Raw genomic sequence first — 15,634 nt, forward strand, 5'->3', positions numbered from 1 at the left:
AAGACCGTTTCAAATTAATGAAACGGTCTTTTACTATTAAATTATTTCTATCTAATTATTGAAAATCAGCATCGGTTACACCTTCGTTGATTTTAACATCAGAAATTTTGATATCAATTTCTCTACCTTGAGACATTATGATATTGTGAGGTACTTTAATTCCTTTAACATCTTTATAGTCATTGAAAGTAATTGTAGAAGTCATTTTTTGACCATTTCTTTCAGATGTTGTTGATGATAAAAGTTTTAAACCAGTTTTTACATCATAGTAAATAGTGGTTTTACCATTTTTGATAGCATAAGCATCAACCCCATTTATTGATTCTATTCCGTCTACAACAACGTCAGCTTTTTTAGCTAATGCTAATTCTTCGAATGTTGTTGCTAAAGGTTTTTTCTCAGCAAATTCTTCTGGAGTTAAATCTTTCTTTTGACCTTGAGAAGAAGTATATCCACTTGTATCTCCTATAACTTGTTTAGAAAGTTCCATCATTCCAACTAATTCTAGTTTAGATAATGTTTTTCCTTTTACGTCTTTTTTTACAACATAAGATAATGGCGCTGGTGCTCCTTCAATTTCTGAAGAACCAGTTAAGAAAATAGTTTTTACCGCTGCAACAGCTTTATCTCCACCAATAGCTTTGATATAATTATCCATAACTGTTTTCACAGTAACTCCAACAGGAGTAGGCTTTTTCATAGCTGGTTTCTCTGTTGGATTTCCAAATTTATCAAAATAGAACATTGGAATTTTCAATCGTTCTAAACCAGGAATAACCTCTGAACCTTTACCTGTAACAATAATTCTTAAATTATCTTCAAGAACATATTTATTCATAACTCTTGTAACATCGTCAGCAGTTACCGCTTGAATGTTTTTGATATAGTTTTCATAGAAATCTGCAGGTAAACCTTCTGTTTCAATGTTTAATGCATAACGAGCTACTGTTTGAGGTTTTTCAACTTGCATTACAAATCTTCCAACATATCCAGCTTTTACATCGTTTAATGTTTGCTCTGAAACTTTTTCTGTTCTGATTCTTTTAATTTCTTTTAAGAATTCAACAACAGCGCTATCAGTAACAGCGTTTCTCACTTGTGAGTTAGCTTTAAATTTACTAGCCATGTATTTGCTTGAACCTACATTAGAACGAGCGCCATAAGTCCAACCATGAGCTTCACGTAAGTTCATGTTTAAATAACTATTAAAATCTCCACCTAAAACTTGATTTGCTACAATAACTGGAAAGAAATCAGGGTCAGATAATTTTAAATTTACTGTATTCACTAAAGAAATTTCAGATTGAACTGCATTTGGCATATCCACAAAGTTAATTTGTGTGTATTGAACGTTACTTGGAGTGTTATAAGTAATTTGAGGTGCTTTAGCTTTAACCCAAGAACCAAAAAGTTTTTCAACTAATTTCTTAGTTTCTTTAAATTTAACATCACCAATAACTACTAAATAAGCCTTTTCTGGAACAAAATAAGTGCTATAATTAGTTTTTACATCTGATAAAGAAACATTGTTGATAGTTTGCTCTGTTAGATATTCTCCAGCTGGATTGTTTTTTCCGTAAACCAATACGTTTTCAACTCTTCCGGCAACAGCAGGAACACTTTTTTCTTGTGTTTTTAAACCCTCAATAAGTTTTTCTTTTTCTTTATCAAATTCTTCTTGAGTAAAGTTTGGGTTTAATGCCCCATCAGCCATTAATTCTAAAATTCTTTTTGAATATTTAGACAAACCGCTTGAGAATGCTCCATTTGTACTAAAGTTTATATCAGCACCTAAAAAATCTACTTCTTCATTGAAAGCATCTTTGCTGATAGTTTTAGAACCATTTCCAATTAATGAACCTGTTAATTCATCTAAACCTTTTTTATCGCCTTCAGCATAAGGAGCATTGTCGATAGAAAGGTTGAATGAAACTCTAGGTAATTTATGATCTTCAACAACCAAAACTTTCAATCCGTTTGGTAAAACAAATGAAACTGGTTTTTTAATGTTAATAGTAGGAGCTGGTCCTGGTTTCGGCTGTGATCTGTCTTGTGCTTGCATAGTGATAGTTAAAAACAAGCTTGATAATATAATTAGTGATTTTCTCATTTTCGTGTAAGTTTATTTATTTTGCTTCGCCAGTTCACTTTCGTTTGAGTCAGCTTTGTCTTTTGCAGGAACATAATCTAAAATCAATCTTTGATTTGGATTCAAATATTTCTTAGCAATATCTCTAATTTCTTCACGAGTAATTGAACGATAAATTTCAATTTCAGTATTGATTAAATTAATATCGCCATACAACATATAATATGTAGCTAAATTTTCAGCAACACCTTCAACACTTGAATTTCCGTTTACGTAGTTATTTTCGTATTTGTTTTTCAATTTCAACAAATCATTTTCAGATATTAACTCTGTTTGAAGTTTTACAATTTCTTCATCAGCTTCTTTAATTAAATCAGCAGATGTAAACTCACCTTGAGGAATTCCGATAATCATGTAAGAACTATAGTCCTCTTGGCTATAATTGAATGAACTTAATTGAAGAGCCATTTTCTTCTCATCAACGATTTTTTTGTACAATCTTGAACTTTTTCCATCACTCAATAAAGTAGAAATCATATCTAAAACTCTAGCATCTCTAGTTTTCATTGATGGTGTTCTATAGGCAGCAACCACCATTGGTTTTTGAATATTAGGATCTTCATATCTAGCATTTAATTGTTGCGTAATTGGTTCTTCAACAAATGTTTGCTTAACTGGTTTTTCACCAGCAGGAATTGGTCCAAAATATTTTTCAATCCATTCTTTAGTTTTTGCAATGTCTAATTGACCCGCAACTACTAATACAGCATTTTTAGGAGCATAGAATTTTTTGTTAAACGCTTGAAATTCTTCTAAAGTTGCAGCATCTAGATGTTCCATAGAACCAATAGTTGCCCAACGATAAGGATGATTTTTGAATAAATTCTTTTTTACTTGAGCAATCCAGCTACCATAAGGTTGATTGTCAACTCTAAGACGTTTCTCTTCTTTTACGACTTCATTTTGAGTATCAACACCAATTTGATTGATAACAGGATGCATTAATCGTTCTGATTCCATCCATAATCCCAATTCTAAATTGTTTGATGGGAAAACTTCGAAGTAGTAAGTTCTGTCATCAGAAGTATTGGCGTTGTTTGTTCCACCATTTCCTGTAACAATTTTGAACCACTCACCTCTTTTGATGTTTTCAGTTCCTTCAAATAATAAATGTTCAAAAAAGTGAGCAAAACCTGTTCTTTCAGGATTTTCATCTTTTGAACCTACGTGATACATAACCGAAGTTATAACAACAGGTGCGGATTGATCGTTGTGTAAAACAACATGCATTCCATTAGCTAAGTCATATTCCTCAAAAGCAACCTTTTGGGCATGAGCTGTTCCTCCAAGCATAAGCACTGAACTTAAAGCGATTAAAGATTTTTTCATAAAAACTATTATAAATTTTAGTTGATAGTACAATTAGTGTAATAATTGCAATTTCTGTTACACAAAAATAGATTTTTTTATTCCTACTTAAAAAAGTATTTAACTTTAAATTTCAAAATATATAATCAATTGATTTATAAGTGAAAACTTTTTTAAAAATGGGTTGTATGAGAAATATTTATTTGTATATTTGCAACCTTAAAAAAATTAACTAAACAATTTGTTATGTACGCAATCGTAGAGATAGCAGGGCAACAATTTAAAGTAAGCAAAGACTTAAAGGTTTATGTTCACCGTTTGGCTAGTGAAGAAGGTTCAAAAGTTTCTTTTGACAAAGTTCTTTTATTAGACGATAATGGAAATGTAACTTTAGGCGCCCCAGCTATAGAAGGTGCTTCTGTTGAAGCAAAAGTGTTACAACACTTAAAAGGTGATAAAGTAATTATCTTCAAAAAGAAAAGAAGAAAAGGTTACAAGAAAAGAAATGGTCACCGCCAGTATTTGACTCAAATCCTTATTGAAGGAATTAGTATTACTGGTGGAAAAAAAGCAGCTCCTAAAAAAGAAGCAGCTCCGGTAGTAGAAACTACAGAAGAGATAGTTCCTAAAAAAGCTAAAGCTCCTAAAGCAGAAAAAACTGAAGGGGTAGAAGCTCCTAAAAAAGCTAAAAAGAAAGATAACCAAGAGTAATTAACTTATAAAAACCAATACATCATGGCTCACAAGAAAGGTGTCGGTAGTTCGAAGAATGGTAGAGAATCACATTCAAAACGTTTAGGCGTTAAGATATATGGTGGTCAAGCTGCAATTGCTGGAAACATTATCGTAAGACAAAGAGGTTCTAAACACAATCCAGGTGAAAATGTTTACATGGGTAACGATCATACTTTACATGCTAAAGTTGATGGTATTGTGAAATTTCAGAAAAAAGCAGACGACAAGTCTTTTGTTTCTGTAATTCCTTTTGAAGCATAATCTAAATTATTTTAGATAATTAAAAACCCGTTCGTAACTGAACGGGTTTTTTTATATAATAGTAATCAAAAAAAAACCATTCGTTAATTCGAATGGTTTTTAATCTGAATTGTTTGAAATTCTATTATTCTAAGTCTTTCATTTTGAAGGATTCCATAAATGCTGTGGTGTAATTTCCTGCAACATAATCTGGTTCATCCATCAATTGTCTATGAAAAGGAATAGTTGTTTTAATTCCTTCAATATAAAACTCGTCTAAAGCACGTTTCATCTTATTGATAGCTTCTTCACGTGTTTGGGCTGTTGTAATCAACTTTGCAATCATAGAGTCATAATTTGGCGGAATTGTATATCCAGCATAAACGTGAGTATCTAAACGCACACCATGTCCGCCTGGAGCGTGAAGAACTGTAATTTTCCCTGGCGAAGGACGAAAATCATTATATGGATCTTCAGCATTAATACGACATTCTATAGAATGCAATTGTGGTAAATAATTTTTCCCAGAAATTGGCACTCCTGCAGCTACAAGAATTTGTTCACGAATCAAATCGTAATCGATAACTTGTTCAGTAATTGGGTGTTCTACTTGGATACGAGTATTCATTTCCATGAAGTAGAAATTTCTGTGTTTATCTACAAGGAACTCAACTGTTCCTGCTCCTTCATATTTAATATATTCAGCAGCTTTTACTGCAGCTTCTCCCATTTTATGACGTAATTCATCTGTCATGAATGGTGAAGGTGTTTCTTCAGTTAATTTTTGATGACGTCTTTGAACAGAGCAATCTCTTTCTGAAAGGTGACAAGCTTTTCCATAAGAATCTCCAACAACTTGAATTTCGATATGACGCGGTTCTTCAATAAGTTTCTCCATGTACATGCCGTCATTTCCGAATGCTGCTGCAGCTTCTTGACGTGCACTTTCCCATGCTTTTAGCAAATCTTCTTCTTTCCAAATAGCACGCATTCCTTTTCCACCACCACCAGCAGTTGCTTTCATCATTACTGGATAACCAATTTCTTTAGCAACTTTTTGAGCATCTTCAAAAGAATCTAAAATTCCCTCAGAACCAGGTACACACGGAACTCCTGCCTCAATCATAGTAGATTTTGCAGTAGCTTTATCTCCCATCTTGTCAATCATTTCTGGAGAAGCACCGATGAATTTAATTCCGTGTTCTTGACAGATTTTAGAAAATTTAGCATTTTCAGACAAGAAACCATATCCTGGGTGAATTGCATCTGCATTAGTAATTTCGGCAGCTGCAATGATATTTGACATTTTCAAGTAAGATAAATTACTAGGTGGAGGACCAATGCAAACTGCTTCATCTGCAAATTTAACGTGCAAACTTTCTGCATCAGCCGTTGAATAAACAGCCACGGTCTTTATGCCCATCTCTTTACAAGTTCTAATTACACGTAGTGCAATTTCACCTCTATTGGCAATTAATATTTTTTTAAACATCTTATTATAATTTAGATTATTAGACAATTGGATTGTTGGATTTTTGGATAATTAGAAATCTATACGGTTCTAAAAATCTAAAAATCTAAAAATCTAAATTAAGATGGATCAACTAAGAATAAAGGTTGGTCAAATTCTACTGGAGACATATCATCAACAAGAATTTTTACAATTTTTCCTGTGATTTCAGCTTCAATTTCATTGAACAATTTCATTGCTTCAACAACACACAGTACATCGCCTTTACCTATTGAAGAACCGACTTCAACAAAAGTTGGTTTGTCTGGAGCTGGTTTTCTGTAGAATGTACCAATCATTGGCGACTTAATTGTAACATATTTTGCATTTTCATCTACTGCAGGTACACTAGGAGCCGCTGGTGCTGCAACTTGTTGAACTGGAGCCGATTGTTGCACAGCTTGTTGCATTGGCGCTTGTTGCACATAGGTTATATCAGGAGTATTTCCTTCTAAAGTAGTTCTGATGGTAATTTTAATATCACCAGTTTCTAATTTTACTTCCGCAACACCTGAATTAGATACAAATTTGATTAGGTTTTGAATTTCTTTTAAATCCATAATTGATTTGTTTAAGTTATAGTTTTTTATTGTTTGTTGTATGCCCACTTAAGGTAAATTGAACCCCAAGTAAATCCGCCACCAAAAGCAGCAAAAATAAGGTTATCACCTTTTTTAAATTTATGTTCAAAATCACTCAACAACAAAGGTAATGTTGCTGAAGTTGTGTTTCCATATTTATGAATGTTTACTAAGACTTTTTCTTCGTCAAGTTCCATTCTTGATGCAGTTGCATCGATAATTCTTTTATTAGCTTGATGTGCAATTAACCAATCGACATCATTTTTAGTCAAATTATTACGTTGTAATATTTTATCACTAACATCTGCCATACCAGAAACTGCGTATTTGAAAACAGTTTTACCATCTTGAAAAACAAAATGTTGACTATTTTCTACCGTTTGCTTAGAAGCTGGTAAAATAGAACCACCAGCATCAATTTTCAAATATTCTCTACCAATTCCATCAGAACGTAAAAATTCATCTTGCAATCCTAATCCTTCGTTATTAGGTTCAAATAAAACAGCTCCTCCACCGTCACCAAATATGATACAAGTTGCTCTATCTGTATAATCAATTATTGAAGACATTTTATCTGCTCCAATTAATAAAACTTTTTTATACCTACCTGATTCTATGTATGCAGCTGCTGTTGACATACCATAAAGAAAACTTGAACATGCAGCAGACAAATCATAAGCAAAAGCATTCACAGCTCCAATTTGTGTAGCAACGTAAACTCCAGTTGTAGCTACTGGCATATCAGGCGTAGCTGTTGCCATAATTACCAAATCAATTTCAGCTGGATTAATATTTCCTCTTTTAAACAAATCTTGGGCAGCTTTAATAGCTAAATAAGAAGTTCCTTTCCCTTGTTCTTTCAACAATCTTCTTTCTTTAATACCTGTTCTAGTAGTAATCCATTCATCGTTGGTATCTACAAGAGTTTCTAATACTTGGTTAGACAGAACATAATCTGGAACATATCCACCAACAGCGGTAATTGCGGCTGTAATTTTACTCATATAGTTTATTTATAACCTCTTTATAAATCAAATTTTAAAAGAGGTGGAATTTACAAAAAAATATTTAGTTATAATCAAATTTTATAAAAAACAAAAAACTCTCACAGGTCGTGAGAGTTTAAATGTAATTTTAAAAATATATTAAGCAGCAACTACTGATTTATCAATAACTACTTGACCTCTGTAATACATTTTACCTTCATGCCAGTAAGCTCTGTGGTATAAATGTGCTTCTCCAGTTACTGGACAAGTTGCGATTGTAGCTGCAGTAGCTTTGTAATGTGTTCTTCTCTTATCTCTTCTTGTTTTGGAGATTTTTCTCTTAGGATGTGCCATTTTACTATATTATTTATCCGTTAATAGTTGCTTTAATTTGTCCCATCTAGGGTCTGTATTTTCTTCTTTTTTACTCTCTTTTTTCTGTTCTTTTAAAGATAGTTTTGTTAATTTTTCGAGTGTTTCTGTTTGTAGAGTTCCTTCCTTTATTCCTGGATGAACCCTTTTTAAAGGAACCGAAAGCACAATCATTTCATAAATATATTGCGATATATCTATTTGATGCTCACCATGAGGCAAAATCAATAACTCTTCGTTATCGTTATTAAACTCTTCTCCAAAATTAACTACTAATCTTATTTTACCTTTTATAGGAAGGTCAAACATTTCGTTAGTTAAATCACAAGGCACATGAATTGATCCTTTGTGTTTGAAAGAAAGCTCCAACATGGTACTTTTTTTCTCTAAAACTACATTTACTTTGATATCACAGTCTTCATATTCGTGATAATCAAAACTATCAAAGAACTTTTTCTTTATTTGAAATTCAAATTGATGTTTTCCTAACTTTAATCCAATAAACGGAATTAAAAATTCATTTGTAACTTTCATCATTTCATCAATTTGTCCCATCCGAAGATTCGGGTTTGGGAGTGCAAAGATATAAATTTATTGTAAAATCAAAAGCGTTAAGCACCTTTTTTTGTCTCTAATTGTTTTTCTTTGATTTTTAGAGGGTTTTTTGACAACTCTAAATACTCATTTCTTGAGTGATAGATGTCAATCGCAAGATAAACCGCCTCTTTGAATGAAGATGCGTCTGCTAATCCTTTTCCTGCAATTTCGTAAGCTGTTCCATGATCTGGAGAAGTTCTTATCTTGTTTAGACCTGCCGTGTAGTTCACACCATTACCAAAAGACAACGTTTTGAAAGGAATTAATCCTTGGTCGTGATAGGTTGCAATTACAGCATCAAACTTTTCATATTGTCCACTTCCAAAAAAACCGTCAGCAGAATAAGGGCCAAATGCAAAAATTCCTTTATCAAATAATTTTTTAATTGCGGGTTTTAAAATTTCGTCATCTTCTTTACCAATAACTCCATTATCACCAGCATGAGGATTCAAAGCTAAAACCGCAATTTTAGGTTTAGTTATGCTAAAATCCTGTTTTAAAGTCAAATTAATAGTTTCTATTTTTTGGAAAATTAATTTTTCTGTCAAATGTTTAGCAACATCATTTACTGGGACATGATCGGTTAATAACCCAACTCTCAGATTGTCTTGAACCATTAACATTAATGCATTCCCTTCCAACTCCTTGTCTAAATAATCTGTATGCCCTGGAAATTTAAATTCTTCCGATTGAATATTATATTTATTAATTGGTGCAGTAACTAAAACATCTATTAATCCTTCTTTTAAAGCATCGGTAGCAGCAGCAAATGATTTTATAGCGTATTTACCTACGTTTTCATCATTTTGACCAAAATTAATATCTACTCCTTCTCTCCAAACATTAAGCACATTAATTTTTCCTTTCACTAATTGTTCTAGTTTATCAATCCCATGAAGTGCAACTTCAGAATTTAGGTTTCTTTTAATAAAGGATAAAATCTTAACATTAGCAAAAATTACAGGTGTACACAACTCTAACATTCGAATATCTTCAAATGTTTTTAATATTACTTCGCTTCCAATACCGTTTAAATCTCCTATCGAAATTCCAACGATTATATTTTCTGCTTTTTTCATAGTGACTTCTTCTTATTTATTGCTAATTTTGAAGTGCAAATTTAGTAAAATAAAACGACAAATGTTTACAGGAATAATAGAAACGCTTGGAATAGTAAAAGACATTGTAAAAGAAGAAGAAAACCTTCATCTTACTATTACCTCATCCATAACTAACGAACTAAAAATTGATCAAAGTGTTGCTCACAATGGCGTATGCCTAACTGTGGTTGGAATAGAAAACGATAACTATACTGTAACCGCTATAAAAGAAACAATTGACAAAACAAATGTTGGTGATTGGAAAATAAACGACATTGTAAACTTAGAACGCGCAATGAAGCTAGGAGATAGACTTGATGGACACATTGTTCAAGGTCATGTTGATCAAGTTGGTTTATGTAAATCTGTTGAAGAAACAGACGGAAGTTGGAAATTTACTTTCGAATATGATGCTGCATTAAACAATATTACTATTGAAAAAGGATCTATTACAGTTAACGGCGTTAGTCTAACTGTTGTAGATTCTAAAATCAATGAATTTAGTGTTGCCATAATACCTTACACTTTTGAGCATACCAATTTCAAAAGTTTTAAAATTGGAACAAAAATTAATTTAGAATTTGATGTAATTGGAAAATATGTAGCAAAATTGAATGCTAGTAAATAAATATAAACTTATTAAAACAAAAAAGCTTCAATTATCTTGAAGCTTTTTTTATTGTATATATTTTGTAAAATGCAAAAATTAATGACGCAAAAAACAAAACCATTAGACCTCCATCTACCGGTAAACCTGGCGGTGGTGGTGGTATTGGCTCTGGCGGATCTGGTGCTGCAAATGTAAAATTTACACTTAACAACCCGACGATTAATACTATTATCTTATTTGGGACAATTTTCATAGGGCGTAAAAGTAAAAAAAAAATCTCTTTATCAAAATTTTTTGTCTTATATTTTAATTATTGTAGTAAACAATTGACAATTTGTTTACAAACAACTATCATTTTCAATACTAACGTAAAAAAAACGTTTTTGGTTTACGTATAATAAAAAAGACCTCTTTTTTCGAGGTCTTTTACTTGTGGTCCCACCTGGGCTCGAACCAGGGACCACCTGATTATGAGTTATTGATAGATTAACTATAATAACTTGATAACATTGACCTTCAAGATTTTAATAAATTTAATGATTACATTATTTATCATTATTCACCCTCATTTCTCAATCATTCTTGCTTAAAATCTTGCTTAAAAACAAGGCTTTTATTTTTAAGTGGGGCAAATATAAAAAAAACACCTCATAAAAGGTGTTTATTTATTTCAAAAACTTCATCTCTATCAAGACTAGCTAAATAATGTTCCGTGACCAATGAACTTGAATGGTCCATCATTTCACCAATTCGGTCTTTTGAAACACCGGCTCGTTTTAGAGTGGTAGCATAGGAATCCCGGGCAGTTTTAGTTCTCAGGGGAACGGATAAGTTTAATTTCTTTGAGAGTAATTCTAATTCAGCATTAATTTGAGCCTTCAATTTATGGTTTTTGTTATCAAACATCTTTTCGGTGTAACCTTCTTTTAACTTACCCAAAATGTAAATACTATTTTTGTCTCCTATCTTATCAATAAGGTTTTTTAACTCTTCAGTTAAAGGCACCAAAATTTTCTTTCTGTTTTTTCTCTTGGTTGTTTCTGTCTTCTTCCGGTAAAACTCCAAACAATTACCTCTTATATCAGTCCATTTCATTCTCAACAGGTCAGCAAAATTACTTCCGTTACATCTATATAATAATAACCAAATATCTCTTGCGTACTCTTGTTTATTTGAGTCAAATTCATCTAAATCTATGACTGCTTTTATCTCATCATTTGATAACACTACTTTTGACGGATAAAGATTTTGTATGCTGTAACCCCTTTTCCCAAAAGGATAAACATACGTACTAGGGATTATTGGTTCTTCGTTGATGAAATAGTTTATTATCCTCCTTAAATTTCTCAAATTGGATTCTATTGTACTTGGACTAACACCTTGCTCAGTTCTTTTCTTTATAAAATCATTTATAAACCCCGGAGTCACATCAAGGACAGATAGGTCTGGAAAAAGACCGTCAAACAATAATTTAGTGTATTTGTAGTGTTTTTGACTTGTTATTTTCAAACTTGAATAATTTGTCGCAAATCTTTCAAACAAATCACTTAATAACAATGAGTCGGTTGTTTTCTCTTCATTTTTAAAAAATTGTGACCTGAACTTCTTTTTATCAAATGGTCTTATCTGAAGAAACAACCTTTCACTTCTTATTAGTGCTTCATTACATTTTTCTCTAAACTCTATGCTTTTTGAGTCCATCCCTTTTCTAATAAAAATGTGATGGTATTGTTCTTTATTCAATTTAGATAGGTTGAGATAAAACTGTTCTTTCCCGTTAATCACTCTAATTGACAGATTAAATAGTCCCCCCTTTAATTTAACCCTTTGGTCCAATACTAATGTAAATGTTGCCATAATTTAAGCTACTTTAAGAGACGGAATTTGAAGGTTTGAATCACAACCTGATGACATCCATTTATCTATTTCTTCTTTATCAAATATCACCCTTTTATTCATTTTTATTACCGGAATTGAACCATTAGTAGTTCTTTTATAAATGTTTGAGGTTGAAATTTGAAGGTACTCTGATAATTGTTTTACGTTCATATAACGACTAATTGATTTATTGTTTTCTATTTTCATATCTTAAAATTTTTATGCTACTTGTCCTAGTTCGTAATCTGAAAGCCTTATTTCAGATGCTTTAATGAATAGGGGATTTACCTCATAACCCACATATTTTCTATCTAATAAAATACAACTTTCAGCAGTTGTTCCGGTGCCACTAAACATATCCAAAATCAAGTCACCTGGTTTTGAAGTTGATAAAACAAATATTGTTGGAAGCATTATTGGAAATGTGCAAGAATTCTCCATTGGCAGGTTTTCTTTTTTGCATTTATCTCTTAATTCTTGTGTATTTGAAGAACTAGTAGATAATACCTTATCTCTATAATCTAACCCGGATTTTAATTTTGGTTTAAATCCCGATTTACTCAAAGAGATATTGTTTTCAGGGTCATTAATACTTAACACCCAATCTTGTGTATAGTAATAATCCTCACTTTTTACAAAATGATAAATTGGTTCAAAATTTCTAACACTTCTTTTCCCTTGGGTATATCGAGGGTTGGATTTTAACCAAAAATAACAATCTACGTATAGCCACCCTCTTTTTTTCATCTCAATTAAGAATAATTCCGGAACGGATTGGTATATCCCTTTAATAACACAATCATTAATATTGACGAATAGAGACCCATCATCCTTCAAAACCCTTTTTGCTTCATCAAATATTCTCACAAGATTTTCTACATATTCCTCAACCGTTTTTTCTTGTCCATTTTGGTCTTTCCCAGTCCCGTAATCAAACATCCAATAATAAGGAGGACTCGTAATTATTGTTTGTATCATCCCATTTTTTAATTCAGACATATCAATACAATCTTTATTAAAAATTGATACCATTTGGGTTTTAATTTCATATTTCAAACCTTTATTTTCCTCATTACATTTGTTGAGAAGTTCCCGTTCAAGTTTTTTATCCAATTCATTCAATGTGCAAACATCTTCATCTATTTTTCTCAACTGTTTATTGAGTATATCAATTGAGTATTCTGTATTCCCGTGAAGTTTTTTCAATTTTTTTTCAATTGACTTTATTTTGTTTATTCTGTATTGTCCGATTGATTTATATGCAGAATCCTTTTCGTCTTTAACCAACTTCATTTGTGGATTAAGGTCAGTTCTTTCCCCTCTTCTAAGAGAATAATATTCGTCATAAAACCTTATTTCAGAAGCAATATCAACCATTGATTTTGTTCTAAACTTGTTTGATGACACTGCAAGAATATCCATCATTTCATTTGGAGTATCTGTAAAAACTACCGGTACTTTTTTTAGTTTTAGTTCAATCGCAATCTTTAACCTTAAATTACCGGATATTACCACATAATCCTTATTTACAAGTAACGGAGTAAGTATTCCAAACTCACGAATGTTGTTTAAAATCTCCTCGTAATTGGAGGGGATTACATAAAGCAAATGTGTTGTTGAATTAATTTTCAACTTTTGTGGATTTACCACCGAAACACTTGTTAAAGTTTTTGTTTTCATAAAGTATAATTTAGCATTAGAACCTTGTTTAAAAAAATTCCAATCGTTGAGATTGGCTTTTAAGATTCTGATGCAAAACTAGAAAGACTTTATAAAGTACGCAAGTGCATTAGTAAATAAATTTATTACTTAACTATTTCTTAATATTGTAATTACTCCCTGAATATAGGTTTTTATGCAAATATTCTAACACTTTGGGTTTAATTTTATTTATAAAATCCGCACTTTTTATGTCCTCTGATATTTCATTTTCAGAACCAATGTAAAAAGAGATATATCTTGGATTTATCGTTCTGCCCGGATATGGAAACCCCCATTTAATATTTGCGACAATTGATTTGTAACTTGACTTATTAGATACTTTCGATATATAAAAAGTGGGGTTAAGTTCAGCTATAATTCTGTCTTTATACCTTCTTAACTTTTCAGATAACTCACCTATTTCCATATTTGATTTTAACATTTCCAAATCAACGGGGGTATTCGGAGATTTTTCATTAAAATACTCCCTAATTCTAATTTTTGCAATGTTTAATAAGTCAGCAGATTCAATATCAGTACCAAGTTGTTTGGTGGTACCAATATGTACTGATTGATACTTTAATTTTTTAAATTCACCATTAATCGGAAAAACCCATTTAACCTTAGCCGTTATACATTTCACTTTTGCTTTGTTATCAATAATATACAAAGCAAAGTATGGGTCTTTTAAATAGTTTTCCTTTTCAACATTTATTTTAGAATTATCGTAATTATCAATTATTTCCTTATAAGTTGAAAAAAAACGGTTATAATGAGAAATGAAAGAGTCGTAATCAAATGGACTTAGTGTTTGGAAACTTTCCAAACTATTAATTATCATTTTCAGAGACGAGGCAATGGTTTTCATTTATGGTTACATAATTATGTAACAAAGATATGCATTATAACTTTTATTTCAAAATATAGCCCTCCCGGGGGGGGGTATAAATCAATGGAAGTATCCCCCCCTTCCTTCCTGCCGGGTGTAGAGTTCAATATCAAATGTTAATCCCTTTCATAAAACATACCCGCTTCAAAAAATAAAATCCCACTATCACAAAAAAAATTTTGCCATAAAATTTGAAAATACTTGAACTTTTATAGTGTATGAACTATTTATTATGAAAGAGATATTATGGTAACAATTACAGATTTATATGGGTTCAACATACAATATGACGAAGATGGTAACATAGAAATTTTGGATATGTGTAATTATCCGGATGAATCAAAAAATTGTTTTGATTTCTTTAAGCACTTGGAGTTATTGAATATATACAATAGTGGTATTGATTTCCCTATCCATCTCAGACATTGGAAGGTTACCATAACACCTGATGACGAACAAAAAATAAAAAAATACTACAGCATAGATGGACTCAAACTTGTTTTGGATGAAAACAAATCTAAACTAATAGACACAAAAACTTTTTTCAAAGTAGAGATATCATTTCCCCCCGGGTCATTGTACCCTAATCTAATCTTTCACTTCTTTCATAATTTAATAAATGAGGAGGGGGGAATGTTTATCATAGACGAAATTGATTTGTTTGAAACAATTCTGATTTACTACGATAAAAATCCATTTACTGACGAACGGATAGAGGCACTTAACGAATTGGTAAATGTTGCAGAACTTCAACAAATACCCTTTTTACCGGTTGAACTTATAAAATTTAATGATGAGGGAGAAATTGAGGTTATAGAACAACATTTATTAGCTAAAAAGGCCTGTAAATAAACGTTTTACCTGTACCATAAGCACCCTTTTTTGCTGGGTTTTTATAGTATATTTTTAATAATAACCCCAAAATATAACTTACTAGGTTAAAAAACATAATCCCTCAATTAAAACATAACCGTTAAT

Annotated in this window: 17 protein-coding genes; 4 read left to right on the forward strand and 13 right to left on the reverse strand. The window is 31.6% G+C overall.

Translation table 11 applies throughout. From position 1 onward, the window contains the following. Nucleotides 1-55: 55 nt before the first annotated feature. Both ABD771_RS12845 and ABD771_RS12850 read right to left on the reverse strand, forming a co-directional pair. Nucleotides 56-2,110: an insulinase family protein gene (locus ABD771_RS12845; protein ID WP_345095195.1), complete on the reverse strand. Its 2,055-nt coding sequence runs from the start codon at nt 2,108-2,110 to the stop codon at nt 56-58. A gap of 12 nt (nt 2,111-2,122) precedes the next feature. Next, a complete protein-coding gene (locus ABD771_RS12850; protein ID WP_345095197.1) occupies nt 2,123-3,478 on the reverse strand; it encodes a M16 family metallopeptidase in 1,356 nt (451 codons plus the stop codon). 225 nt (nt 3,479-3,703) lie between these two features. Between ABD771_RS12850 and rplU the strand changes: the two genes are divergently transcribed. Together rplU and rpmA are read left to right on the forward strand one after the other, a co-directional pair. Next, entirely contained in the window at nt 3,704-4,168 is a 465-nt protein-coding gene (rplU, locus tag ABD771_RS12855; RefSeq protein ID WP_345095200.1) for a 50S ribosomal protein L21, read from the forward strand. 24 nt (nt 4,169-4,192) lie between these two features. Next, on the forward strand, nt 4,193-4,453 hold the full coding sequence (gene rpmA, locus ABD771_RS12860) for a 50S ribosomal protein L27 (RefSeq protein ID WP_345095202.1): 261 nt from the start codon (nt 4,193-4,195) through the stop codon (nt 4,451-4,453). Nucleotides 4,454-4,577: 124 nt separating this feature from the next. On the opposite strand, the gene accC is transcribed toward rpmA, so the two are convergent. The 6 genes from accC to pdxA form a co-directional block, all read right to left on the reverse strand. Next, nucleotides 4,578-5,924: an acetyl-CoA carboxylase biotin carboxylase subunit gene (gene accC / locus ABD771_RS12865; protein ID WP_345095204.1), complete on the reverse strand. Its 1,347-nt coding sequence runs from the start codon at nt 5,922-5,924 to the stop codon at nt 4,578-4,580. A gap of 98 nt (nt 5,925-6,022) precedes the next feature. Further along, entirely contained in the window at nt 6,023-6,502 is a 480-nt protein-coding gene (accB, locus tag ABD771_RS12870) for an acetyl-CoA carboxylase biotin carboxyl carrier protein (RefSeq protein WP_345095206.1), read from the reverse strand. Between the two features lie 26 nt (nt 6,503-6,528). Then, nucleotides 6,529-7,527 (reverse strand): beta-ketoacyl-ACP synthase III, encoded by a 999-nt coding sequence (locus tag ABD771_RS12875; protein WP_345095208.1) that lies wholly within the window; start codon nt 7,525-7,527, stop codon nt 6,529-6,531. A 141-nt stretch (nt 7,528-7,668) separates the two neighbouring features. Continuing rightward, entirely contained in the window at nt 7,669-7,863 is a 195-nt protein-coding gene (gene rpmF, locus ABD771_RS12880) for a 50S ribosomal protein L32 (RefSeq protein ID WP_298305572.1), read from the reverse strand. A 9-nt stretch (nt 7,864-7,872) separates the two neighbouring features. Further along, a complete protein-coding gene (locus ABD771_RS12885) occupies nt 7,873-8,415 on the reverse strand; it encodes a YceD family protein (protein ID WP_345095450.1) in 543 nt (180 codons plus the stop codon). A gap of 77 nt (nt 8,416-8,492) precedes the next feature. Then, on the reverse strand, nt 8,493-9,557 hold the full coding sequence (gene pdxA / locus ABD771_RS12890; protein ID WP_345095211.1) for a 4-hydroxythreonine-4-phosphate dehydrogenase PdxA: 1,065 nt from the start codon (nt 9,555-9,557) through the stop codon (nt 8,493-8,495). A 61-nt stretch (nt 9,558-9,618) separates the two neighbouring features. Between pdxA and ABD771_RS12895 the strand changes: the two genes are divergently transcribed. Continuing rightward, nucleotides 9,619-10,206, forward strand: coding sequence for a riboflavin synthase (locus ABD771_RS12895; protein ID WP_345095213.1), 588 nt, complete (start codon nt 9,619-9,621; stop codon nt 10,204-10,206). 31 nt (nt 10,207-10,237) lie between these two features. Here the strand turns inward: ABD771_RS12895 and ABD771_RS12900 are convergent, their stop codons facing one another. The 5 genes from ABD771_RS12900 to ABD771_RS12920 form a co-directional block, all read right to left on the reverse strand. Continuing rightward, nucleotides 10,238-10,441 (reverse strand): hypothetical protein, encoded by a 204-nt coding sequence (locus ABD771_RS12900; protein WP_345095215.1) that lies wholly within the window; start codon nt 10,439-10,441, stop codon nt 10,238-10,240. 395 nt (nt 10,442-10,836) lie between these two features. Next, nucleotides 10,837-12,045: a tyrosine-type recombinase/integrase gene (locus tag ABD771_RS12905; RefSeq protein WP_345095217.1), complete on the reverse strand. Its 1,209-nt coding sequence runs from the start codon at nt 12,043-12,045 to the stop codon at nt 10,837-10,839. A gap of 3 nt (nt 12,046-12,048) precedes the next feature. Beyond that, the gene (locus ABD771_RS12910) at nt 12,049-12,273 is read right to left on the reverse strand and encodes a helix-turn-helix transcriptional regulator (protein WP_345095219.1); all 225 of its coding nucleotides are present in this window, start codon (nt 12,271-12,273) and stop codon (nt 12,049-12,051) included. A 12-nt stretch (nt 12,274-12,285) separates the two neighbouring features. Continuing rightward, entirely contained in the window at nt 12,286-13,746 is a 1,461-nt protein-coding gene (locus tag ABD771_RS12915; RefSeq protein ID WP_345095221.1) for a DNA methyltransferase, read from the reverse strand. 133 nt (nt 13,747-13,879) lie between these two features. Beyond that, nucleotides 13,880-14,635, reverse strand: a complete 756-nt coding sequence (locus ABD771_RS12920) for a hypothetical protein (RefSeq protein ID WP_345095223.1) — start codon at nt 14,633-14,635, stop codon at nt 13,880-13,882. Between the two features lie 267 nt (nt 14,636-14,902). Between ABD771_RS12920 and ABD771_RS12925 the strand changes: the two genes are divergently transcribed. Beyond that, nucleotides 14,903-15,508: a hypothetical protein gene (locus ABD771_RS12925; RefSeq protein WP_345095225.1), complete on the forward strand. Its 606-nt coding sequence runs from the start codon at nt 14,903-14,905 to the stop codon at nt 15,506-15,508. The last annotated feature ends 126 nt before the right edge of the window (nt 15,509-15,634 follow it).

Source organism: Flavobacterium chungnamense, from assembly GCF_039539165.1.
In the GTDB taxonomy this organism is placed as follows: domain Bacteria; phylum Bacteroidota; class Bacteroidia; order Flavobacteriales; family Flavobacteriaceae; genus Flavobacterium; species Flavobacterium chungnamense.

What these genes read in the sequence shown, in the direction of transcription:
- ABD771_RS12920 (WP_345095223.1), bottom strand. Translation starts at nt 14,635, where the DNA reads ATGAAAACCATTGCCTCGTCTCTGAAAATGATAATTAATAGTTTGGAA.
- ABD771_RS12885 (WP_345095450.1), bottom strand. Translation starts at nt 8,415, where the DNA reads ATGAAAGTTACAAATGAATTTTTAATTCCGTTTATTGGATTAAAGTTA.
- ABD771_RS12925 (WP_345095225.1), top strand. Translation starts at nt 14,903, where the DNA reads ATGGTAACAATTACAGATTTATATGGGTTCAACATACAATATGACGAA.
- ABD771_RS12875 (WP_345095208.1), bottom strand. Translation starts at nt 7,527, where the DNA reads ATGAGTAAAATTACAGCCGCAATTACCGCTGTTGGTGGATATGTTCCA.
- ABD771_RS12915 (WP_345095221.1), bottom strand. Translation starts at nt 13,746, where the DNA reads ATGAAAACAAAAACTTTAACAAGTGTTTCGGTGGTAAATCCACAAAAG.
- ABD771_RS12850 (WP_345095197.1), bottom strand. Translation starts at nt 3,478, where the DNA reads ATGAAAAAATCTTTAATCGCTTTAAGTTCAGTGCTTATGCTTGGAGGA.
- accC (WP_345095204.1), bottom strand. Translation starts at nt 5,924, where the DNA reads ATGTTTAAAAAAATATTAATTGCCAATAGAGGTGAAATTGCACTACGT.
- pdxA (WP_345095211.1), bottom strand. Translation starts at nt 9,557, where the DNA reads ATGAAAAAAGCAGAAAATATAATCGTTGGAATTTCGATAGGAGATTTA.
- ABD771_RS12845 (WP_345095195.1), bottom strand. Translation starts at nt 2,110, where the DNA reads ATGAGAAAATCACTAATTATATTATCAAGCTTGTTTTTAACTATCACT.
- ABD771_RS12910 (WP_345095219.1), bottom strand. Translation starts at nt 12,273, where the DNA reads ATGAAAATAGAAAACAATAAATCAATTAGTCGTTATATGAACGTAAAA.
- rpmA (WP_345095202.1), top strand. Translation starts at nt 4,193, where the DNA reads ATGGCTCACAAGAAAGGTGTCGGTAGTTCGAAGAATGGTAGAGAATCA.
- rplU (WP_345095200.1), top strand. Translation starts at nt 3,704, where the DNA reads ATGTACGCAATCGTAGAGATAGCAGGGCAACAATTTAAAGTAAGCAAA.
- accB (WP_345095206.1), bottom strand. Translation starts at nt 6,502, where the DNA reads ATGGATTTAAAAGAAATTCAAAACCTAATCAAATTTGTATCTAATTCA.
- ABD771_RS12900 (WP_345095215.1), bottom strand. Translation starts at nt 10,441, where the DNA reads ATGAAAATTGTCCCAAATAAGATAATAGTATTAATCGTCGGGTTGTTA.
- ABD771_RS12895 (WP_345095213.1), top strand. Translation starts at nt 9,619, where the DNA reads ATGTTTACAGGAATAATAGAAACGCTTGGAATAGTAAAAGACATTGTA.
- ABD771_RS12905 (WP_345095217.1), bottom strand. Translation starts at nt 12,045, where the DNA reads ATGGCAACATTTACATTAGTATTGGACCAAAGGGTTAAATTAAAGGGG.
- rpmF (WP_298305572.1), bottom strand. Translation starts at nt 7,863, where the DNA reads ATGGCACATCCTAAGAGAAAAATCTCCAAAACAAGAAGAGATAAGAGA.